This window comes from Streptomyces sp. CRCS-T-1 (genome assembly GCF_024442335.1).
GTDB lineage: Bacteria > Actinomycetota > Actinomycetes > Streptomycetales > Streptomycetaceae > Streptomyces > Streptomyces koelreuteriae.
In genome coordinates this window covers 3,902,120-3,922,153 of sequence record NZ_CP101651.1, presented here as the reverse complement: position 1 = coordinate 3,922,153, position 20,034 = coordinate 3,902,120, and the positions used below count along the sequence as shown (strand labels likewise).

Sequence of the window (20,034 nt, the reverse complement as noted above, 5' to 3'; positions counted from 1 at the left end):
CTGGGGAAGCCACCCACCAGGCCGTGAAGCCCCCCGTCACGCCGGCAGCATCCCCACCGCAGTCGAGGCCGCGAGGCGGTGCCAGTTCGTCTCGCCCCGGAGCATCGCGTGGTCGCCGCCCGGCACGAGGCGTACGTCCGCCCGGGCCCCGGCCGCGCGGGCCCGGGCCACGAACGCCACCGACGCGCCCGGCTCGGTGACACGGTCGCGGTCCCCGTGCAGCACGACGACGTCCTTGTCCCGGAGCTGGGTCACCGGCTCGCCGTCCGGGCACCAGGGCGCCAGCGCCAGCACCGCCCGGACCTGCGGGGAGCCCGCCGCGCGCAGGGCCGCGCGACCCCCCATCGAGTGACCCACGAGAACCACCGGGACGTCACCGGCCCGGCGGGCGAGCTCGTCGAGGGCCCGCCGGACGTCCCGCAGGGCGTCTCCCTCGTCGCCGGCCCCGCCGTTCCAGCCGCGCACGCGATAGCGCACCTCGCCCAGGAAGACCTCGTCGTCCGGCAGCGCCGACGCGACGGCCCACACGAAGGGCCTCATCCGCAGGGCCGCCAGATGCCAGGGCCGCGACGGGGCCCGGCCCTCGGACCGGCCGCCGTGCAGGAACAGCACGGCGGCACGCGGCGCCCCGGGAACCCGGCGCGCCACCAGCGCCCCGGGCGCCCCGGACGCCCTGGGGGTGTCCTCCCGTTCGTGCACCGTCATCCGCGCTCCTCACGTGTCCCCTTCCGGGGATTCCCTTCACGGGTCATCCGTAGCCGGCCCGGCGGACGGATTGGTGGGCCGGGGGGCACGTCATCGTCCCCGATTCCCCGCCCCGTGCCCATACCGTTCGGCCCCACCTGCGTTTTCCATGGGAGCCAGACCAATCCGCCGCCCTCCGGGGACCGGATTACGTCCGGAGACGTCCCGACCACGGAGGACCCCCGTGAAAGAAGCCGTGCACATCGGCGCGAACCCGTCCGCCGAGCCGGATCTGCAAGAACTGGTGGGCCTCGTCGCCCTGGGCGACGAGGACGCGTTCGCCTCGGTGTACGACCTCGTGGCGAGCCCGGTCCTCGGCGTCGTGCGCGCCGTCCTGCGCGACCAGGCGCAGTCGGAGGAGGTGGCCCAGGAGGTCCTGGTGGAGGTGTGGCGCACCGCCCCCCGCTACCGCTCCGACCGCGGTACGGCGATCAACTGGATCCTCACCCTCGCGCACCGCCGGGCCGTCGACCGGGTGCGCTCGGTCGAGGCCGCCGCGGCCCGCGACCACAAGGCCGCCCTGCTGGACCGCACGCCCGAGTACGACGAGGTGACCGAGCAGGTCGAGGCGCGGCTGGAGCGGGAGCAGGTGCGGCGCTGTCTGCGCACGCTGACCGAGATCCAGCGCCAGGCCGTCACCCTCGCCTACTACCGGGGGCTGACCTACCGGCAGGTGGCGGAAGCGCTGACGCTTCCCCTGGGCACCGTCAAGACCCGCCTGCGCGACGGACTCATCCGGCTCCGCGACTGCCTGGGGGTGACCGCGTGACCACCGCCGACCTGCACACCCTGACCGGCGCCTACGCCCTGCACGCCCTGTCCGACGAGGAGCGGCGGGCCTTCCGGCGGCATCTCGCGGCCTGCGAGCCGTGCGCCGAGGAGACCGCCGAACTGACGGCCGTCGCCGCCCGCCTGGGGCTCGCCGCCTCGCTGACGCCCCGCCCGGTGCTGCGCGAGCAGGTGCTGCGCCGGATCACCGCCGTCCGCCAGGACCCGCCCGGCGAGCCGCCCTCGCCCCGCCGAGGCCGTACGGCCTCCTGGGGGCGCCCGCTCTCGCGCTGGGCCCTGGCGGCGTGCCTCGCGGCGGCCACCGCGCTCGGCGGTACGGCGGTGTGGCAGCACCAGCGTGCCGAGGACGCCTTCGACCAGGCCCGGCAGGCCGAACAGGCCACGGACCGGATCGCCGCCGTGCTCGCGGCACCGGACGCCAGGACCAGCACCGCGAAGCTGGCCGACGGGGCCACCGGCACCGTCGTCGTCTCCGAGGGCCGGGACCGGGCCGTGTTCGTCGTCTCCGGGATGGCGGAGCCGCCGCGCGGCAAGGTCTACCAGCTGTGGTTCGACGACGGCGGCACCATGCGCTCCGCCGGGCTCATGGACCCCGGCCGCGCCGACCAGGCCGTCCTGATGCGGGGTGCCGTGGACGGGGCGTCGGGCATGGGGATCACCGTCGAGCCGGCGGGCGGGTCCGAGCAGCCGACCTCGGCCCCGGTGGCCGCGATGGCCTTCCCCGCCTGAGGCTCACTTGGGAGGCAGTGGGAAGAAGCCGCTGGTCCGGGCCGCGTACGCGGCATACCCCGGACGTTCGGCCATGTGCCGCTCCAGCAGCCGCTTCCCGCTGCCCTTGGTCAGCAGCAGGCTCATCACCACCGGCGACACGAGCACGGCCGCCGCGGCGGCGGGCGCGTCGCAGGCGATGAGGAACAGGCCCCACCACACGCAGAAGTCTCCGAAGTAGTTGGGATGGCGGGTCCAGCTCCACAGCCCCCGGTCCATGATCCGGCCCTTGTTCCCCGGATCGGCCTTGAACCGGGCGAGCTGGGCGTCCCCGACCGCCTCGAAGAACATCCCGACCGCCCACAGAAAGGCGCCCGCCGCGGCGAACGCCGTCATCGGCCCGGTGATGTACTGCGCGGCCTGCACGGGCAGCGACACCAGCCACACCAGGGCGCCCTGGAGCAGATACACGACTCGCAGCGCGTACAGGTTCCGGTTGCCGGGCGCCTTCGCCAGCATCTTCTCGTAGCGCGGGTCCTCGCCGTGCCCGCGCCCGCGCCGGGCGATGTGCAGGGCCAGACGCAGCCCCCACACCGCCGTCAGCACGGTGACCAGGATCCGCCGCCCCGGGTCACCGGTGCCCGCCGACGCCACGAAGGACGCCACGGCCACGGCGGTGAATCCGAGCCCCCAGGCCACGTCGACGATCCGGTGCAGGCCCTTGCGCACGGCGACGGCGAAGGTCGCCAGCATCACGGCGAGAGCGGCCCCCGCCGACCAGGCGAGGCCGGTCGCGAAGGCGCCCCAGGCGAACCCGTTCACGGCCCCTCCAGCCCGGTGTACCAGTCCTCGGGCGTCGGGGACATCCCACCGCACCCCTCAGCCGTCGGCCGTACGCACAGCACCTGGTCCACTCCCATACGCCGCTCCTCGAAGGCCAGCGCCCCGCCGACCAGGTACAGCCGCCACACCCGGGCGGTCTCCTCTCCGACGAGCGCCACGACATCGCCCCAGCGTTCCTCCAGGGTCCGGTGCCAGGCGCTGATCGTCCGCACGTAGTGCTCGCGCAGCGACTCCACGGACCGCACCTCCAGCCCGGCCCCCTCCAGCAGCCCGACCGTCTCGCCCACGGGCCGCATGTGCATGTCGGGCGCGATGTACGCCTCGATGAAGGCACCGCCCCCGGGCGCGTTCCGCCCGCGCGACATCTGCTGCACCAGCACCCGGCCCAGCGGCCGCACCAGCCGGTGCAGGGCGGCGGCGAACGCCGGGTACTCGGCGTCCCCGACGTGCTCGCCCATCTCGACGGTGGCGACCGCGTCGTAGCCGCCGCCCGTGATGTCCCGGTAGTCCTGGCACACCACCTCCACCCGGTCCTGAAGACCCCGCTCGCGCACCTGCTCACGGACGTACGCCGCCTGCTCCCGGGCCAGGGTCACGGCGGTGACGCGCGCCTCGTGCCGCTCGGCGGCGTACAGGGTGAGCGAGCCCCAGCCGCAGCCGACGTCGAGCAGCCGGGCGCCGGGCACCAGGCCGAGCTTGCGGCAGATCAGCTCCAGCTTGGCGCGCTGGGAGTCGGCCGGGGTGAAGCCGGGGGCCTCGCTCGCCCAATAGCCGCACGAGTAGGCCATCGTCTCGTCGAGGAGCAGCCGGTAGAAGGCGTTGGACAGGTCGTAGTGGTGGCTGATGGCGGCCCGGTCGCGGGCCCTGCTGTGCAGACCGCCGCGCAGCCGCGCCTGGGAGGCCGGCGGGGCGGGCGGCGGGCCGACGGCACCGAGGCTCAGGGCGGTGCCGGCCGCCCGCGCGCGGTCGGCGGCGCTCAGCCGGGGCGTGTGCCGTCCGCGTTCCCGCGCGGCGGCCCACAGACGGCGCAGCCCGTCCCCGAGGTCGCCCTCGATGTCGAGCTCTCCCGTGACGTACGCCTGGGCCAGGCCCAGTTCGCCGGGCTGCCAGAGCAGGCGGCGCAGGGCGCGCCGGGACCGTACGACGACCACCGGGCCGCCGTCCGGCCCTGCCTCGCTGCCGTCCCAGGTGCGGACCCGCACCGGGAGGGGGCCGCCGAGCGCGGTCTCGGCGGCGGAGACGAGGCGGTGGGCGGCGCCGGGCCGGGTGAGGGTGGCGGGGGGAGTCATCGGGGCGTGGCCTCCTTGGTGAGCAGGTACTGCTGCACGTCCAGGTAGCCGGAGCGGAATCCGGCCTCGGAGTAGGCGAGGTAGAACGTCCACAGCCGGCGGAACGTCTCGTCGAAGCCGAGCGCGGCGACCTCGTCCGCGCGCCCGGTGAAACGCTCGCGCCACAGGCGCAGGGTCTCGGCGTAGTGGGCGCCGTAGGCGTCCCGGCGGGTGACGCTCAGCTGGGTGTGGTCGCGCACGGTCTCGGCGACGGCCTCCACGGAGGGGATCAGGCCGCCGGGGAAGACGTACTTGGAGATCCAGGTGAAGGTGTCCCGGGCGGCGAGCATCCGCTCGTGGGGCATGGTGATGGCCTGGAGTGCGGCGCGTCCGCCCGGGGCGAGCCGTTCGTCGAGGACGCGGAAGTAGACCGGCCAGAACTCCGCGCCGACGGCCTCGACCATCTCCACGCTCAGGACGGCGTCGTAGGTGCCGCGGGCCTCGCGGTAGTCGCACAGCTCCACCGAGACCCGCTCGGCGACACCGGCCGCCGCGGCGCGCTCCCGGGCCAGGGCGGCCTGTTCACGGGAGAGGGTGAGCGAGGTGACGTGCGCGCCGCGCGCGGCGGCGCGTATGGCCAGCTCGCCCCACCCGGTGCCGATCTCCAGCACCCGGGTGCCCTCCCGTACGTCGGCGAGATCCAGCAGCCGGTCGATCTTGCGGTGCTGGGCGGCGGCGAGCAGGTCCCAGTCGGCGGGGAAGCCGCGGAAGAGGGCCGAGGAGTAGCTGAGGGTGTCGTCGAGGAACAGCGCGAAGAGGTCGTTGGACAGGTCGTAGTGGCTGCTGATGTTGGTGCGGGAGCCGCCCGGGGTGTTGCGCTGGGCGTCCGGGCGGCGCTGCGCCCACACCCCGCGCAGCCGTTGCAGCGGGGCGGGGATCAGCTCGCCCATGCGCGCCGCGAGCACGGTGAGCGCGGCGACCAGGTCGGGCGCGTCCCACTCGCCGGCCATGTACGACTCTCCGAAGCCGACCAGGCCCTGGCTGCCCACACGGGCGTGGAAGGCCCGCGGGTCGCGCAGGTCCAGTACGGGGCCGCCCTTCCCCAGCGAGGTGCCGTCGGGGAAGCGGACGTGCAGCGGCAGGTCCCGCAGGGCCCGTCGTACGACGGCTGCCGTGATCGCGGTCCGGGCCCGGGAGGCCTTCGGCGGCCGGGCCACGTCGGGCCAGCGGGCCGCGTCCACGGCCACGGCACCGGCCTCGGCGGCCACGGCACCGGCTTCGGCGGGCACGGCACCGGCTTCGGCGGGGACGGCACCGGCTTCGGCGTCCACGGCACCGGCTTCGGCGTCCACGGCTTCGGCATCGCCGGGCACGGCACCGGCCTCGGCGGGCACGGCTTCGGCTTCGGCATCGCCGGGCACGGCACCGGCTTCGGCATCGCCGGGCACGGCACCGGCTTCGGCGGGCACGGCACCGGCTTCGGCGGGCACGGCACCGGCTTCGGCGGGGACGGCACCGGCTTCGGCGGGGACGGCACCGGCTTCGGCGGGGACGGCACCGGCTTTGGCGGGGACGGCACCGGCTTTGGCGGGGACGGCACCGGCTTCGGCGGGGACGGCACCGGCTTCGGCGGGCACGGCTTCGGCATCGCCGGGCACGGCACCGGCTTCGCCGGGCACGGCACCGGCTTCGCCGGGCACGGCACCGGCTTCGGCGGGCACGGCTTCGGTATCGGCCTTGCGGGGCACGGCCGTGGTCCGGCCCGTGTCGCCGGGTCGGAGCTCGGCTGTCGTCATGCTGCGTTCTCCCTGTGGTTCGGGGTCCGGTGTTCGGGTCGGGGCCGGACGGGCAGTCCGCGCAGATACAGGCGGATGCCGTGCAGACGGATGGCGGCGGACACGGCGAGCGTGGACCAGGGCCGGCGCAGGGCCAGCCGCAGCAGCGTTCCCGTACGGGCTTCGTGACGCGCCCCGCGCACGGTCGCGGTGAAGGGTCTGCCGCCCTCCCGTTCCAGGTGCACGGTGAGGTCGAGCCGCTCCCCGGGGGCGGGCAGGCGCATGCGGTAGCGGCCGTCGACGGGGAAGAACGGCGAGACGTAGAACTCCTTGCCCACCTCCGCCGTCCCCGAGGCGTCGGGGCGCAGCAGATAGCAGTGGCGTTCGCCGTAGGTGTTGTGGACCTCGGCGACCACACAGCGCACGGTGCCGTCGGGCCCGTGGCACCAGTAGACGGTGAGCGGATTGAAGACGTATCCGAAGACCCGTGCGTGGGTGAGCATCACGACCCGGCCGCCGTCCAGCCGCACCCCGTGGCCGGCCAGGAAGGCGTCCAGTCCCGCGCGGACGGTGGGGTGCTCGCCGGAGAAGTGGTCGCGCGGATCGAAGCGCGCCAACGGGCGCAGCGCACGCGGAAGTTCGGGGAGCCGGTCGGGGTCGACGAGCCACATGTAGGTGCGGTGGCGCAGGGCGTACCGCAGGGGCGCGGTGCGCACATGGGCGATCGCGCAGCGGTAGAGGGCGGGGGCGAGCGTGGGTGCGGGCGTGGATATGGGCGTCGTCACCATCGCACCCCCAGCGCCGCCGCGGCCGCCACCCCGGACCGGCAGCCGTCCTCGTGGAAACCCCAGCCGTGGTAGGCGCCCGCGAACGCCGTGACGGGGCCCGCCAGTTCGGGCAGCCGCTGCTGCGCGGCCACCGACTCCGGGGTGTAGACGGGGTGTTCGTAGACCATGCGGGCGCGCACCAGCCCGGGATCGACACGGTCCTCGCCGCCGAGGGTGACGACGAACGTCTCGGGGGCGTCGAGCCGTTGCAGCCGGTTCATGTCGTAGCTGACCCGCACCCGGTCGGCGCCCGCCCCGCACGAGGGCATCAGGTAGTTCCACGACGCCCGCGCCCCGCGCGCACGCGGCAGCAGCCGGGTGTCGGTGTGCAGGAGCGTGCTGTTGCGGGAGTACGAGAAGGCGCCGAGCACCTCCTTCTCCTCCGGCGTGGCATCGGCCAGCAGCCGCAGGGCCTGGTCGGGGTGGGTCGCGAGGACCACCGAGTCGTACGACCGTGTGGTGCCGTCGCCCGTGGTGAGGCTGACGCCGTCGGGATGCCGCCGCAGGGCCCGGACCGGAGCCGCCATGCACACCTCGTCCAGCCGCTCCGCCACCCGCTCGACGTACGTGCGGGAGCCGCCGGTCACGGTGCGCCACGTCGGAGAGCCGCTCACCGAGAGCAGCCCGTGGTGCTCCAGGAAACGGAACAGATAGGCGGCCGGGTAGCGCAGGGCGATGCCGGCGTCGCAGGACCACACCGCCGACACGAGCGGGGTCATGAAGTGCGTGCGGAAGTACGGCGAGAAGCCCTCCGCGTCCAGGAACTCCCCGAGGGTGAGGGCCTGCTCCGCCTCTCGCGCGAGATGCCGCCGGGCGGCCCGGTGGAAGGCGGGCACCTCGGTGAGCATCCGCAGATAGGCCCCGCGCAGGGCGTTGCGGGGCCGGGCGAACAGTCCGGCGGGGCCACGGGCACCGGCGTACTCCAGACCGCAGCCCTCGCACCGCACCGACATGCTCATCTCCGACTCCTGCGTGGCGACGCCGAGTTCGTCGAAGAGGCGCAGGAGGTTCGGGTAGGTGCGGCGGTTGTGCACGATGAAGCCGGAGTCGACGCGGTACGTCGCGCCGCCGCCGGTCGAGGTCAGTTCGTGGGTGTGGGCGTGCCCGCCGAGCCGGTCGTCGGCCTCGAACAGCGTGACGTGATGCGCCCGGGCGAGCACGTACGCGGCGGTCAGCCCCGCCACCCCACTCCCGATCACGGCCGTGCGGCGCCGCTCCCGGGCGGCGTTTCCCGGCTCCTGTGACATCGCCTCTCCTCCTGGTCGGACCTGGACACGGACCCGGACTCCGACATGGGTCCCGCGCGTAATCCGGAGCCGCCGCGCGAGCGGATTGGACCCGCCCGCTACCAGGTACTTCCGGGCGCGGACGCCGTACGGATGCCGGGTCGGCCGTGGAATACGGAGCGGATCCGCCCCCGGATTGGTCGCGAGGACGACTTCATCCGAACGAGCGGTCCGACCAATCCGCCCCCTTCCCGGGGCCGGATTCCCCACGTGACGCAGGACGAGAAGAAGCCGCGCGACGTCGTGCCGAAGGTGGACGCGACGCGATGCCGGCCGCGCATCCACGGCCGGGACGCCTTCCTCGCCCGCCCCGCCCTCCCCGTCCTCGGCGCGGCCCCTGGCAGGCCGCCGAGGGCGGTCGCCCCCAGCCCCCGCCCCCTCCGTCAACCCACCCGCACGCCCCCCACCACCAGGAGAAACACCATGAACACCCGTATCCGCCGTGTCGCCGTGACCGTGGCCGCGGCCGCCTTCCTCCCCCTCGCCCTGACCGCCTGTTCCGGCAGCGGCGGCGACAGCGGCGACTCGGCGAAGGCGGACTCCTCCGCCAAGGCGTCGGCCCCGGCGTCCGCCGCCGGCATGGACGGCTCCGGCGCCGCCTCCTCCGACGAGCCCTTCGGCCCGGCCTGCTCATCGGTGCCCGCGGACGGCGCCGGCTCCTTCGACGGCATGGCCAAGGACCCGGTGGCCACCGCCGCGTCCAACAACCCGGCCCTGTCCACCCTGGTGACGGCGGTGAAGAAGGCCGGACTGGTCGACACCCTCAACAACGCCGAGAACATCACCGTGTTCGCGCCCACGAACGACGCCTTCGCGAAGATCCCCAAGGCGACCCTGGACCAGGTCCTCAACGACAAGGCCGAGCTGACGAAGATCCTCACCTACCACGTGGTCGGCCAGAAGCTCACGCCGAAGGACCTGGAGAACGGCTCCTTCGACACGCTGGAGAAGTCGAAGCTGACCACGTCGGGCTCGGGGGAGTCGTACACCGTGAACGACTCCGCGAAGGTCGTGTGCGGCCATGTGAAGACCGCCAACGCGAACGTCTACATCATCGACACCGTCCTGATGCCGGGCAGCTGACGGCCCACGCGGACACGGCGGGGCACCGTACCGACGGTGCCCCGCCGACCCCGTGAGAGCAGCCGCCCCCGAGGCACGACGTCACCCGGTCGCACCGGCCGCCTACAGTGTCGGTACCCACGTCCGCCTCAGCACGTCCGCACGTCAGGCCCCCCATGTCCGCTGAACCGCACTCCCCGGCAGCCCACGGCCCCGCCGCGGGCACCGCCGCCGGCACCGCCTCCCGGCCGGGCGACCCGCCCGCCCGGCTCTGGGCCGCCGCCCTGCGCCGCACCCCGGTGTCGATGTGGCACGACGACGTGTCGGACTTCGCCGCGGCCCTCACCTACTACGCCATCCTGGCCGTGCTGCCCGCCCTGCTCGTCACGGCCGTCGCGTTCGGCCGGATCAGCCCGGGCACGGCCGAGGCCTTCATCGCGCATGTCACCGCCTACGCGCCCGGCCAGTCGGGCGCGCCCCTGCACGACGTGCTGTCCCGTACCCTGCACGACGGTTCGGCCGTCTGGACCCTGCTGTTCGGCGGCATCGTGAGCGCGCTGTGGTCCGCCTCCAGCTACCTCGCCGTCTTCCGCCGGGCCCTGCACCGTATGCACCGGGTGGCCGACAGCCGCTCGCCCTGGCGCAAGGCGCACCGCATCCTGCTCACCGCGCTCGCCCTGCTCGGTCTGCTCGTCGTCGGTTCCCTCGTCCTGCTGCTGAGCGGCCCGGCCGCCGAGAGCATCGGCCGCTATCTGGGCCTCGGCACGATGGCCGCCTGGACGTGGAGCCTGCTGCGCTGGCCCGTCCTGCTGTGCGTGGTGGCCCTGCTGGTCGTCATCGTCTTCCACACCGGCCCCAGGGAGGCCCGCACCCGCGGCCACAGCCTCCCCGGCGGAGCCCTCGCCGCCGCCCTGTGGCTCACCGTCTCCGCGGGCTTCGCCTTCTACGCCTCCGCGCTGAGCACCTACAGCAAGCTCTACGGCTCCCTCGCCGGCGTCGTGGTCTTCCTCGTCTGGCTGTGGCTGTCCAACCTGGCGCTGCTGGCGGGCGCGCAGTTCACCGCCGAACTGAGGGAGCCGGAGTCCGAACGCCGCCCCGTCTGAGGCTGTGTCACAGGCACGTGACGGCGATGTCCGGGACGTGAGACGGCGTGAACCGGTGCCCGGGAGCGACCGTCTTGATGATCGTAAACGCGAGACATCAATCGCTACCGATCGCCACCGATCCTTACCGATCGCTTGGTGTCCCGCACTTGTCGTCCCTTGGAGGATTTCCGCGATGAACCGTCGTCTGCGCACCGCCCTCGCCGTCACCGCCGTGATCGGCTCGGGCCTGCTGATGACCGCGTGCGGGGGCGGTGACGAGTCGTCGGCGTCGGATTCCCCGGCGGCATCCTCCAGCCAGGCAAGCCCGACGGCGTCGGGCGGCAGCGACAGCGGCGACTCGGGCACATCGAAGTCCACCGGCGGCGGCTCGTCGTCGGACAAGTCCGCTACGGCCGACGGCGACTCCTCCGGCGACAAGAAGGGCTACGGCCAGAGCTGCGGCACCAACGACATCTCCTGGAGCGTGAGCTCCGAGGACCAGGCCGGTGGCTACTTCCTGATCAAGGCCACGGCCAAGTCCGGCATCACCTGCGTCCTCCCCGCCGAACTGCCGGTCGTCGCCTTCGGCTCGGACGGCACGGAGGCCGAACCGGCGGAACAGTCGGCGGGTCAGCCCATCACCCTGCGCGAGGGCGTCACCGCCTACGCCGGCGTCAACCCCAAGACCACCAACGGCGACACCGGCAAGGAACTCGACAGCCTCATCGTCTCCGTCGCCAACGACGACCCGAACCCGGAGTCCCTGAAGGTCGATTCCTTCGTCGTCGACAAGCCGATCGTCACCAGCTGGCACACGTCCCCCACCGACGCGGTTCCCTTCTCGGGCTGACACCGGGGACAACCAGGCGAAAGGGCCGGACCACTGGGTGGTCCGGCCCTTTCCTCCGGCGGGGATTCCAGCCCGGCCCGTTCTCAGACGGTCATCTGCCGCCGGGGCGCCGACACGGCCCGCACCGCCGAGCCCGATACGAGCACTGCCGACAGAGCGATCAGACCGGTCAGCACGTCCTGGATCTGCGCCGCCGGCCCATAGACGATCACGATGACGATGAGCAGGGCCGCCCAGCTCCTCGGGCGAGCGATGGACACTACAGAGCGAGTTGGAGCCACAGTCATTGCGGTACCTCCTGGTGCTCGTTGCTGCTTGCACTCATAGTGGCCCTCTCCGCCGCCGGCAGGGCCGTTGAGCACCCCGGTCAAGGTCAACGGTCCCTCTAACGGGTGACTGTGGAGGTGAGTTGCCCGCAACTCGCCCACCGCCGAGGCGATCAGCCGTTCTCGCGCAACAGATGCGGCGCGTAGGCCTCGACCGCCTCCAGAAGCTCCCGCTTCGAGGGATTCACCATGGCCCGCCCGGCCACGGTCACCGTGGGCACCTTCTCGTTCCCCCCGGCGACCGACCGCACGAACGCCGCCGCGTCCGGGTTCCGCCAGATGTTGACCTTGGTGTATCGGAGCCGGGTGAAGCGGAGTTGCGTCAGCAGCTTCATGCAGTACGTACACAGGGGACGCCAGTAGATGACGACCCCACCAGTCTCCTCGGACACAAGTCTCTCCCTCGCTCCCGGACATCCTGCACGACGGCCTCGCACCCCTGCCGGCCCGTCGCGATCTTCGTACGACCGCCGAACGACCCCCTGCCGTCTCCGCTGTTGCGATACAGGGCGCCGACGCCATCGCCGTTGGGGTCGCCGGCCCCGACGACCTTCTTGTACGACTTCCAGCCGTCGGCCCAACATGGACTAACCTTGGTACATGTCCATGAAGCGCACGAACGTCTACGCCGACCCCGAGGACCTGGCGATCATCAAGGAGGCGGCCAAGCGGCGGGGCATAAGCGAGGCCGAGATCATCCGCCAGGGCATCCATCTCGCGGCCATGGCGAACCGCGTCTGGGACGAGCCGCTGTTCTCGCGCACCTTCGAGGGCTCGGGGCGTACATCGTCCAGGACCGAGGTCCGCGACGCGGTCGCCGACGCGGTCCGCAGTGAGACGGACTCCGGAACCGCCACGTGATCATCGTCATCGCGGACACCTCCGGGCTCCTGGCCGCACTCGACTCGACGCACCCCGAGCACGGGGCGGCCAACGAGGCGATCATGGCGGCCGGTCTTCTGGTCATGTCCCCCCTCCTGCTGGCGGAATTCGACCACGTGGCCACGCGCGAGCTCGGCAGACAGGCCGCCGTCAGCGCTGTCGACGATCTCCGACGCTGGATGAGCCGGGGCCGCGTCGTCCTGCCCGAGATCACGGAGGATCACCTGGGCGCCGCCCAATCCGTTCGAGGCCGCTACGGAGCGCTCGACCTGGACCTCGCCGACGCGGTGAACGTGGCTCTCGCCGCCGACTACGACACCGACGCGATCCTCACCCTCGACCGCTGTCACTTCCGGGCCGTACGGCCCTTGGGCCGGCACAAGACGTTCCGCGTCCTTCCCGACGACCTCCCGCTCTGACACGAGATCCTCCACAGCGGACGCTTTCTCGCCGGAGACTCCCCCGCGCAAGCCCCGTGGTAGCGTCCGTATACAAGGTGTATGCGAGAGCTGGGGGCTGCCGTGAAGTCCGGTCGGGAGAAGGCGTACGCGTATCTCAAGGACACGGTGCTGACGAATCCCGGGATGCAGGGTGCGTTTCTGTCGGAGCAGGAGCTGGCGGACCGGATCGGTGTCTCGCGGACGCCCATCAGGGAAGCGCTGCTGCAGCTCGCCGCCGAGGATCTCGTCGAGCTGGTGCCCAAGCGGGGTGCCCGCGTGTCCCCGCTCACGGGGCGGGAGATCCGTGAGCTGATGGAGCTGCGGGGCATCGTCGAGCGGTACGCCGCCCAGGAGCTGGTCTCCGGTGGGGGAGCGCCGGTGGCCGAGCTGCGGTCGCTGCTGGAGCGGCAGCGTGAGCTCACCGGTGCCGACCAGGCCAAGGAGTTCATCGACGTGGACCACCGCTTCCACGCGGCCCTGGTCTCCGCCGTCGGCAACGCCCTCCTCGACCGGCACTACGAGGGCCTGCGCAGCCGCCAGGTCCGTACCGGAGTCGTCGCCCTCTTCAACCAGCAGGGACGCCAGGAAGCGGTGCTGGGGGAGCACGAGGCGATCCTCGACGCCCTGGAGGCGGGTGACGCGCAGGCCGCCTGTGCCGCCATCGACCACCACCTGGAGTCGACGCTGAAGGTGCTGCTCGCGGGCTAGGGCGAGTCCGGGTAGGTGATCACCAGCATGGTGACCCCGTCCGGGGACGTCCACGGCCCGTGCGGCATCCCGGGCGGGCGGCAGGCGTACATGCCCGCCGTGAAGGTCCGGCCGAGCGTCAGGTCGTGCAGCGCTCCCTCGACGAGGTAGACCTCCTCCCAGAAGTCGTGGCGGGCCACGCCGTCCGCCGAGGTGTCCGTGCCCGGCGCCCAGCGGACGAGCGCCGTACGGGATCCGTGCTCCGGGTCGTCGGCCAGCACCCGCTCCTCGACCCCCGGCCCGGCACCGGCCGGGGCCCGCCAGGGACCGTCGGGGAGGTGGAACTCCAGCTCGGGCTTGCTCATCCCCACAGCTCCGGGCGCCGGTTCGCCAGCACGGAGATCCGCTGCCGCACCGCGGCGACCTCGTCGGCGTCCAGGTCCGCCACCAGCAGCTCCGGCTCGGCGCCCAGCGCGTGCCGTACGGTCCCGTCGGGTCCGGCGACGAGGCTGTGCCCGATCCCCGTGGGCGCGGAACCCGGGGCGGAACCGGGGCCCGGCTCGGCCTGGTCGACGGCGGCGAGCCACACGGTCGCGTCCAGCGCCCGGGCCCGCACCAGCAGCTCCCACTGATCCACCTTCCCCGGCCCCGCGCCCCAGGAGGCGGTCAGCAGGGTCGCGACGGCTCCCGCGTCGGCGTGCGCCCGGAACAGCTCCGGGAAGCGGACGTCGTAGCAGGTGGCCAGGCCCAGCCGTACGCCGTCCACGTCGATGACCGTCGGGGCCGAGCCCGCGGCGACGGTGTCGGACTCACGGAAGCCGAAGGCGTCGTAGAGGTGGATCTTGTCGTACGACGCCTCCACCCCGGGCCCGGTGGCGAGCAGGGTGTTGACCACCCGGTCCCCTGCCGCCGGGGTGAACATGCCGGCCACGACGACCGTGCCGGTGTCGCGGGCGATCCGGCGTACGCCGTCGGCCCACGGTCCGTCCAGGGGCTCGGCGAGCGGTGCCAGTGGGGTGCCGAAGCAGGCCATCGACGCCTCCGGGAAGACGACGACACGGGCTCCCGCGTCCGCCGCCCGCCGGGTCCACTCCTCGATGAGCAGGAGGTTCTTCTCCGGGTCGGGGCCGGTGGTGAGCTGGCTCAGGGCGATGCGCACGATCTGTTCCTCCTCAGAGACGGGTGGCGTCGGCCGGCTGCGGCGTCTTCGGCGCGGCGAGCGCGGCGTCCTCGTCGACGGCGGCCTCCGGGTCGCGCCCCAGCCAGACGCCGACGAGGGAGATGCCCGACGCGAGGGCGATGTACACGGCCAGCGGCCCCCAGGTGCCGTAGGCGCTCAGCAGGCTGGTGAACAGCAGTGGGGCGATGGCGCCGCCGATGATCCCGGCCAGGGTGTAGGCCAGGGACGAGCCGGTGGAGCGCAGCCGGGGCTCGAACTGCTCGGTGATGAAGGCGGCCTGCGGGCCGTACAGGCAACAGTGGATCACCAGGCCCACGACGACCCCCGTGGCGAGCGGCAGCCAGGTGCCGCCGCCGATCATCGGGAAGAACACGAAGGGCCACACCCCGGCGGCCACCGAGGCGGCGCCGTACAGCAGCCGCCGGTTGACCCGGTCGGACAGGGCGCCGGCCAGTGGCATCAGGAAGACCTGGATCGAGGAGCCGATGAGCACGGCCGCGAGGGCGGAGCCCTGGGACATGCCGAGTTCCTTGGTGGCGTACGTCAGGACGAAGACGGTGAACATCGCGTACAGCACGTCGGGGCCGACGCGGCACAGGATCGCGGCCAGCAGGGCGCGGGGCTGGGTGGTGAACACCTCGCGGATCGGCGCCTCGGGCCGGGAGTGCTCGGCCTCCATCGCCTTGAACACCGGGGTCTCCTCCAGCTTCGCCCGGATCCACAGCCCGAACCCGACGAGGACGCCGGAGAACAGGAACGCCACACGCCAGCCCCACGACTCGAACTGCGCCTCGGTGAGCAGCGCCCCGAGGGCGGCGAGGACGCCGTTGGCCAGCAGGTTTCCGGCGGGCGGGCCGACCTGGGCGGCGGAGGCGTAGAAGCCGCGGCGGCGTGGATCCCCGAACTCGCTGGACAGCAGTACGGCACCGCCCCACTCGCCGCCGACGCCGACGCCCTGCGCGAAGCGCAGCACGACCAGGGCGATCGGGGCGACGACACCGGCCGTCGCGTAGGTGGGCAGGACGCCGATCAGGAACGTCGCCGCGCCGATGAGCACAAGTGTGGCGATCAGCACCTTCTTGCGGCCGATCACATCACCGAGGCGGCCGAAGACGAACCCGCCGAGCGGGCGGGACACATAGCCGACCGCGTAGGTGGAGAAGGCCAGGAGCGTGCCGGTGAGCGGGTCCTCCGAAGGGAAGAACAGGTCGCCGAAGACCAGGGCGGCCGCGGCGGAGTAGACGGCGAAGTCGTACCACTCCAGCGCGGTGCCGGTGAGGCTCGCGACGAAGGCCCGGCGGACGCCGGAGTGCCGAGCGGACGCCTTCGCGACGTCCTTCGGGGTGTCGGACATGGTTCCCATCCTTGCTCGGGGACTGCTCGGGGACTGCTCGGGGGCGTCGGGGGACATCGACCTTCCGGCATACTTCTTGTATACAGGTCGTATGCGCAACCCCCGCGCGACGAGAACTTCACCTCGTACCCGATCTGCGGACCCGATCTCTGGGAGTGCCCCATGGCCGTGCTGACCTTCGAACTGCCCGACGGATCGACGCGCGAGGTCGACGTCGTCCAGGTCCTCAACGCCGGATACGCCGGACGCAGCCAGGAGGACGTCGCCGCCCACGTCGCGGAACTCGCCGAGCTGGGCGTGCCCGGCCCGTCCGTGACGCCCGCCCTCTACCCCGTCTCCCCCTACCTCGCCCAGCAGACCGACCGGGTCCACGCGCAGCACGCGCGCACCTCAGGCGAGGCGGAGTGGGCGCTCGTCGTGGCGGACGGCGGGGAGCTGCTGCTGACCGCCGCCTGCGACCACACTGACCGTGACCTGGAGGTGCACGGCGTGGCCTGGAGCAAGAACGCGGGACCCGATGTCCTCGCCCGCCGGGCCTGGCGGCTGGCCGACGTGGAGTCCCGCCTCGACGATCTCACCCTGCGCGCCTGGGTCACCCACGGCGATCAGCCGACGGAGATCCAGCACGGCACCCTCGCCGAGCTCCTCGCCCCCGCCTACTGGGTCGACGTCCTGCGCTCACGCGACGCGCTCACGCCCGGCACCGTCCTGATCTCCGGCACCATCCCCATGACCCCCGGCGTCGACCAGTTCGCCGAGGGCTGGAGCGTGGAGCTCGCCGACCCCGCCACCGGAGACACGATCCGCCTCGACTACGACGTCCAGCCGATGCCGGCCCCCATCGGCTGAAGCTCTTTGCCGTCACCCCGCCGAGGTGGGCCGGGCCTTCCTGACGTGCAGCACATTGCCGTCCAGGGGCAGCGGGGCCCGGCCCACCAGGGCCAGCCCCGCGTCGGCGAAAAGACGGCCGTAGTGACCGGCCTGCCGTTCGCGCCCGCCGACGTTGCACATCATGTGGACGTCCCAGGCGGTCGCCAGCGACACCGAGCCGTCGGAGGGCAGGACACGCTCGACGACGAGCAGATCGGCGTGCTCGGGCATCGCGCGGGCGCAGTGCCGCAGGATCTCGCGGCAGCGCTCGTCGTCCCAGTCGTGCAGGACGCGGGACAGGACGTAGACGTCACCGCCCGCGGGCACGTCGGCGAAGTCGCCGGTCACAAAGGCGCACCGCGTACCGTGACCGGCCTCCTCCAGCCGCAGGCGGGCGGCTTCGACGGCGTGCGGACGCTCCAGCAGGACCCCGTGCAGACGCGGGTGCGCGGCGAGGACGCGGCCGAGCAGCTCCCCGTTGCCGCCCGCGATGTCCACGACCGTGCCCCCGGCGGGTGCCTCGGCCGCGGCGGTGAGCGCCGGATGCGTGGGGAGCGGGTCGAACATGGCGGACCCGGCGGCCATGGACTGGTCGAAGAGTTCGGCGAGTTCGGGGTCGCGGGCGAAATGGTCGAAGTGGTTCTCGCCGAAGACGTGCTCGAAGGCGACCTCTCCCGTGCGTACGGTGTGCCCGAGCGCGGCGAAGGACTCGTAGAACGGGCCGCCGTACATCAGCGCCAGCGCCCGCATCGACCCCGGGACGCCGTCACGCAGCAGCGCGCCCGGCTCGGTGAGCCGGAAACCGTCATGCCCCTCCTCCACCGCGCCCAGCATCGCGAGATAGCGCAGCAGCGTCGCCAGCTTCCCCGGCCGCGCGCCGACGGTCCGCGCCAGTTCCTCGACACCGACGGCTCGCTCGCCGTCCATGGCGTCGGGCACCCGGAGCTGAGCGAACGTGGCCAGCGCCTGGGTCGTCCACGCCCCGGTCAGCAGCCGCAGGAGCGTTTCGGCGGGCTGCCGTGCGCGATGCCCGTCGAGGTGGTCGGCGAGCAGGTCGCGGTGGTCGCCGGGGACGTACAGCTCCAGGCGCCGGTACCCGGCCTTGGCCTCGGCGGACGCGCCGAAGTAGAAGACCGTGCCGTTCTCGTGCGGGTTGTAGCCGCCGCCGTCCGGGACGGCACCGTAGCGCGCGAACGTCGAGGCGAGGCCGCGCAGCACCAGCGGATCGGGCGCCACGACCTCGAAGGCGACATGCGCCTCGTGCTGCCGCTCCCGCTCGCACGCGGCGATCTCCTCCAGCCCCGACCCCGGCGGCACGGTCAGCGCGAACACCTCGACCGTACGGTGCTCCCCGTCCGCCCCGGCCACATCGGGCCGCAGGATCCCGACGTCCAGCTCGGCGGCGGGCCGCCGATGCCGTACGGCCAGTCGCTCGCGTACGACGACACTCGGCCGCCCCGGCAGGTCCGCGACGAGCCCGCAGTCGGCGAGCATGGCGCGCAACTCCGTCTCGTCCGAAGGAAAGACGAGCAGCGCGGCATGGGAGAAGCGGCAGTGCTCCACGAGCGACCGCAGCTCCGGACCGTCGAGCCCGGGGAACAGGAGCGGGAGCAGGGCGGCGGTGTCCTGCTCCTTGACGAAGTCGACCGTCGCGAGCAGGCGGGACGTGTCGCCCGACAACGTCGTGATCATTGCGGGGATCCTCATTCAGATCGCGGGGGAGGGAAGAAGGGGTGGGAACGGGGGGAAACGGGGGGAACGGGGAGGGACCTCAGACACCGACGTAGTGCTCGGCGAACCAGTCCTGGTGGCTGCGCGACGTACGCAGCGAGGCGATGCGGGAGCGCCGCAGCGAGTCATGGAACGGCGAGGGGCCCTCCGGCGCACCGGACGGACTGTGCAGCAACCGGATCATCCAGTCCGAGAACTCCTGCGCACGCCAGATGTGGGCCAGGCACCGCGCGGAGTAGGCGTCGAGCCCCGCGGAGTCGCCGTGGAGGAGATCGTCGACCAGGGCGTCGGCGAGGATCTCGGCCTCCAGGACCGCGAGATTGGCGCCCTTGGCCGCGCAGGGGCTGATGAGACCGGCGGCGTCGCCGGCGAGGAACAGCGCACCGTGCCGCAGTGGTTCGAGGACATCGGACTCCAGGTCGACGACGCCCCGCCGCGCGATCCGGCCCCGCCGCAGCGGACCGTACTCCGCGCCCCGCATCCGCAGCTCCAGCTCGTCCCAGATCCGCTCCTCGGACCAGGCGTCGGCCGCCGTACCGCGCTCGCACTGCAGGTAGTACCGGGTGATCTCGCTGGTCCGCGCCATGTGCCCGGCGAATCCCCGCTCGTGCACGGCGTACCCGACCGCGTCGAGACTGGGCGGCGCCTCGGCGAGCAGTCCGAGCCAGCTCACGCCGTGGTCGCAGTGGTACCGGCGCACCGAGCCGTCCGGCAGCGACCGCCGGGCCGCGCCGTACCGCCCGTCACACCCCGCCACGTACCGCGCCCGCCACCGCCCGGGCCGCCCTTCCGCCTCGCGCACGCTCACGGAGGGCCGCTCGGTGTCGGCGTCGCATACGGCCACGGCCTCGGTGCCGAACTCGACACGTCCACCGCCGACGAGGAACCGCGTCAACAGATCGGTGACGAGCTGCTGTTGGGGATAGACGGTGTGCCGCTCCCCGAGCCCGAGCCCCCCGTAGTCCAGCCGGAACCGGCCGTCCGCGCTGCGGAACTCACACACACTGTGCGCCCGCCCCCGCCGCCGCAGCCCCTCGGCCAGCCCGTGCCGCTCCAGGATCCGCACGGTGTTGGCCGCCAGGAACCCGGCACGCGCCCGCGTCTGGACGTGACCCCGCTCGGCGCGCTCCAGGACGACGCAGTCGACCCCTCGCTCCTGAAGAAGATTCCCGAGCACGAGCCCGGCCGGTCCGGCCCCGAGGACGACCACGTCGGCCGTGCTCCGGGTCTGCCTGTCTGTCACGAGACGGGATAGTAGATCCCGTGAAGTGGCTTACTTGACGAAAATCACCTGAACGAGGAAGGTCGCGCTCGCATTACCCATTTC

The 20,034-nt window shown here is 72.9% G+C and carries 22 protein-coding genes; 9 read left to right on the top strand and 13 right to left on the bottom strand.

Features of this window, described 5'->3' with window-relative positions; translation table 11 throughout:
* Positions 1-36: 36 nt before the first annotated feature.
* On the bottom strand, positions 37-705 hold the full coding sequence (locus NNW99_RS17640; RefSeq protein ID WP_215120103.1) for an alpha/beta hydrolase: 669 nt from the start codon (positions 703-705) through the stop codon (positions 37-39).
* A gap of 223 nt (positions 706-928) precedes the next feature.
* Between NNW99_RS17640 and NNW99_RS17635 the strand changes: the two genes are divergently transcribed.
* Positions 929-1,513, top strand: a complete 585-nt coding sequence (locus tag NNW99_RS17635) for a sigma-70 family RNA polymerase sigma factor (RefSeq protein ID WP_215120102.1) — start codon at positions 929-931, stop codon at positions 1,511-1,513.
* Positions 1,510-2,262 carry an anti-sigma factor domain-containing protein gene (locus NNW99_RS17630; RefSeq protein ID WP_215120101.1) on the top strand — a complete coding sequence of 251 codons (753 nt, stop codon included), beginning with the start codon at positions 1,510-1,512 and terminating at the stop codon, positions 2,260-2,262. The genes NNW99_RS17635 and NNW99_RS17630 overlap by 4 nt, the downstream gene beginning before the upstream one ends.
* Before the next feature lie 3 nt (positions 2,263-2,265).
* On the opposite strand, the gene NNW99_RS17625 is transcribed toward NNW99_RS17630, so the two are convergent.
* The 5 genes from NNW99_RS17625 to NNW99_RS17605 form a co-directional block, all read right to left on the bottom strand.
* Positions 2,266-3,063, bottom strand: a complete 798-nt coding sequence (locus NNW99_RS17625) for a DUF1295 domain-containing protein (RefSeq protein ID WP_215120100.1) — start codon at positions 3,061-3,063, stop codon at positions 2,266-2,268.
* Entirely contained in the window at positions 3,060-4,373 is a 1,314-nt protein-coding gene (locus NNW99_RS17620) for a cyclopropane-fatty-acyl-phospholipid synthase family protein (protein ID WP_215120099.1), read from the bottom strand. Before NNW99_RS17620 ends, NNW99_RS17625 begins: the two co-directional genes overlap by 4 nt.
* The gene (locus NNW99_RS17615) at positions 4,370-5,641 is read right to left on the bottom strand and encodes a class I SAM-dependent methyltransferase (RefSeq protein WP_215124327.1); all 1,272 of its coding nucleotides are present in this window, start codon (positions 5,639-5,641) and stop codon (positions 4,370-4,372) included. The genes NNW99_RS17620 and NNW99_RS17615 overlap by 4 nt, the downstream gene beginning before the upstream one ends.
* Before the next feature lie 503 nt (positions 5,642-6,144).
* Positions 6,145-6,915, bottom strand: coding sequence for a DUF1365 domain-containing protein (locus NNW99_RS17610; protein WP_215120098.1), 771 nt, complete (start codon positions 6,913-6,915; stop codon positions 6,145-6,147).
* On the bottom strand, positions 6,909-8,201 hold the full coding sequence (locus NNW99_RS17605; protein ID WP_215120097.1) for an NAD(P)/FAD-dependent oxidoreductase: 1,293 nt from the start codon (positions 8,199-8,201) through the stop codon (positions 6,909-6,911). The genes NNW99_RS17610 and NNW99_RS17605 overlap by 7 nt, the downstream gene beginning before the upstream one ends.
* 462 nt (positions 8,202-8,663) lie before the next feature.
* Between NNW99_RS17605 and NNW99_RS17600 the strand changes: the two genes are divergently transcribed.
* The 3 genes from NNW99_RS17600 to NNW99_RS17590 all read left to right on the top strand — a co-directional run bounded on the left by NNW99_RS17600 (position 8,664) and on the right by NNW99_RS17590 (position 11,237).
* Positions 8,664-9,323 carry a fasciclin domain-containing protein gene (locus tag NNW99_RS17600; protein WP_215120096.1) on the top strand — a complete coding sequence of 220 codons (660 nt, stop codon included), beginning with the start codon at positions 8,664-8,666 and terminating at the stop codon, positions 9,321-9,323.
* A gap of 155 nt (positions 9,324-9,478) precedes the next feature.
* Entirely contained in the window at positions 9,479-10,405 is a 927-nt protein-coding gene (locus tag NNW99_RS17595) for a YihY/virulence factor BrkB family protein (RefSeq protein ID WP_215120095.1), read from the top strand.
* 175 nt (positions 10,406-10,580) lie between these two features.
* Positions 10,581-11,237: a DUF4232 domain-containing protein gene (locus NNW99_RS17590; RefSeq protein ID WP_215120094.1), complete on the top strand. Its 657-nt coding sequence runs from the start codon at positions 10,581-10,583 to the stop codon at positions 11,235-11,237.
* Between the two features lie 83 nt (positions 11,238-11,320).
* On the opposite strand, the gene NNW99_RS17585 is transcribed toward NNW99_RS17590, so the two are convergent.
* On the bottom strand, positions 11,321-11,497 hold the full coding sequence (locus tag NNW99_RS17585) for a hypothetical protein (protein ID WP_251057845.1): 177 nt from the start codon (positions 11,495-11,497) through the stop codon (positions 11,321-11,323).
* Between the two features lie 179 nt (positions 11,498-11,676).
* Positions 11,677-11,955, bottom strand: coding sequence for a glutaredoxin domain-containing protein (locus NNW99_RS17580; RefSeq protein WP_215120092.1), 279 nt, complete (start codon positions 11,953-11,955; stop codon positions 11,677-11,679).
* A gap of 208 nt (positions 11,956-12,163) precedes the next feature.
* Here NNW99_RS17580 and NNW99_RS17575 point away from each other — a divergent pair, with 208 nt between their 5' ends.
* The 3 genes from NNW99_RS17575 (at position 12,164) to NNW99_RS17565 (ending at position 13,593) form a co-directional block, all read left to right on the top strand.
* The gene (locus NNW99_RS17575; protein WP_215120091.1) at positions 12,164-12,424 is read left to right on the top strand and encodes a CopG family transcriptional regulator; all 261 of its coding nucleotides are present in this window, start codon (positions 12,164-12,166) and stop codon (positions 12,422-12,424) included.
* Complete coding sequence (locus tag NNW99_RS17570; RefSeq protein WP_215120090.1) at positions 12,421-12,864, top strand: PIN domain-containing protein; 444 nt, start codon at positions 12,421-12,423, stop codon at positions 12,862-12,864. Before NNW99_RS17575 ends, NNW99_RS17570 begins: the two co-directional genes overlap by 4 nt.
* 81 nt (positions 12,865-12,945) lie before the next feature.
* Positions 12,946-13,593: a GntR family transcriptional regulator gene (locus NNW99_RS17565; RefSeq protein ID WP_251057844.1), complete on the top strand. Its 648-nt coding sequence runs from the start codon at positions 12,946-12,948 to the stop codon at positions 13,591-13,593.
* Here NNW99_RS17565 and NNW99_RS17560 read toward each other — a convergent pair.
* From NNW99_RS17560 to NNW99_RS17550, 3 genes are read right to left on the bottom strand one after another with little or no spacing between them, the layout of a single operon-like run.
* A complete protein-coding gene (locus tag NNW99_RS17560) occupies positions 13,590-13,937 on the bottom strand; it encodes a cupin domain-containing protein (RefSeq protein ID WP_215120089.1) in 348 nt (115 codons plus the stop codon). The genes NNW99_RS17565 and NNW99_RS17560 overlap by 4 nt on opposite strands.
* The gene (locus NNW99_RS17555; RefSeq protein ID WP_215120088.1) at positions 13,934-14,731 is read right to left on the bottom strand and encodes a carbon-nitrogen hydrolase family protein; all 798 of its coding nucleotides are present in this window, start codon (positions 14,729-14,731) and stop codon (positions 13,934-13,936) included. Before NNW99_RS17555 ends, NNW99_RS17560 begins: the two co-directional genes overlap by 4 nt.
* 13 nt (positions 14,732-14,744) lie before the next feature.
* Positions 14,745-16,106, bottom strand: coding sequence for an MFS transporter (locus NNW99_RS17550; RefSeq protein ID WP_215120087.1), 1,362 nt, complete (start codon positions 16,104-16,106; stop codon positions 14,745-14,747).
* A gap of 162 nt (positions 16,107-16,268) precedes the next feature.
* Here NNW99_RS17550 and NNW99_RS17545 point away from each other — a divergent pair, with 162 nt between their 5' ends.
* A complete protein-coding gene (locus tag NNW99_RS17545) occupies positions 16,269-16,955 on the top strand; it encodes a DUF2848 domain-containing protein (RefSeq protein ID WP_215120086.1) in 687 nt (228 codons plus the stop codon).
* Between the two features lie 12 nt (positions 16,956-16,967).
* On the opposite strand, the gene NNW99_RS17540 is transcribed toward NNW99_RS17545, so the two are convergent.
* Both NNW99_RS17540 and NNW99_RS17535 read right to left on the bottom strand, forming a co-directional pair.
* Entirely contained in the window at positions 16,968-18,668 is a 1,701-nt protein-coding gene (locus tag NNW99_RS17540; RefSeq protein WP_215120085.1) for a methyltransferase, read from the bottom strand.
* A gap of 79 nt (positions 18,669-18,747) precedes the next feature.
* Positions 18,748-19,950: a 4-hydroxybenzoate 3-monooxygenase gene (locus tag NNW99_RS17535; protein WP_251057843.1), complete on the bottom strand. Its 1,203-nt coding sequence runs from the start codon at positions 19,948-19,950 to the stop codon at positions 18,748-18,750.
* Positions 19,951-20,034 lie beyond the last annotated feature (84 nt).

Bases quoted from the DNA above. Each gene is read 5' to 3' on its own strand.
- NNW99_RS17605 (WP_215120097.1), bottom strand. From the start codon at position 8,201: ATGTCACAGGAGCCGGGAAACGCCGCCCGGGAGCGGCGCCGCACGGCC.
- NNW99_RS17565 (WP_251057844.1), top strand. From the start codon at position 12,946: ATGCGAGAGCTGGGGGCTGCCGTGAAGTCCGGTCGGGAGAAGGCGTAC.
- NNW99_RS17575 (WP_215120091.1), top strand. From the start codon at position 12,164: ATGTCCATGAAGCGCACGAACGTCTACGCCGACCCCGAGGACCTGGCG.
- NNW99_RS17610 (WP_215120098.1), bottom strand. From the start codon at position 6,915: ATGGTGACGACGCCCATATCCACGCCCGCACCCACGCTCGCCCCCGCC.
- NNW99_RS17600 (WP_215120096.1), top strand. From the start codon at position 8,664: ATGAACACCCGTATCCGCCGTGTCGCCGTGACCGTGGCCGCGGCCGCC.
- NNW99_RS17545 (WP_215120086.1), top strand. From the start codon at position 16,269: ATGGCCGTGCTGACCTTCGAACTGCCCGACGGATCGACGCGCGAGGTC.
- NNW99_RS17560 (WP_215120089.1), bottom strand. From the start codon at position 13,937: ATGAGCAAGCCCGAGCTGGAGTTCCACCTCCCCGACGGTCCCTGGCGG.
- NNW99_RS17590 (WP_215120094.1), top strand. From the start codon at position 10,581: ATGAACCGTCGTCTGCGCACCGCCCTCGCCGTCACCGCCGTGATCGGC.
- NNW99_RS17595 (WP_215120095.1), top strand. From the start codon at position 9,479: ATGTCCGCTGAACCGCACTCCCCGGCAGCCCACGGCCCCGCCGCGGGC.
- NNW99_RS17540 (WP_215120085.1), bottom strand. From the start codon at position 18,668: ATGATCACGACGTTGTCGGGCGACACGTCCCGCCTGCTCGCGACGGTC.
- NNW99_RS17620 (WP_215120099.1), bottom strand. From the start codon at position 4,373: ATGACTCCCCCCGCCACCCTCACCCGGCCCGGCGCCGCCCACCGCCTC.
- NNW99_RS17640 (WP_215120103.1), bottom strand. From the start codon at position 705: ATGACGGTGCACGAACGGGAGGACACCCCCAGGGCGTCCGGGGCGCCC.
- NNW99_RS17550 (WP_215120087.1), bottom strand. From the start codon at position 16,106: ATGTCCGACACCCCGAAGGACGTCGCGAAGGCGTCCGCTCGGCACTCC.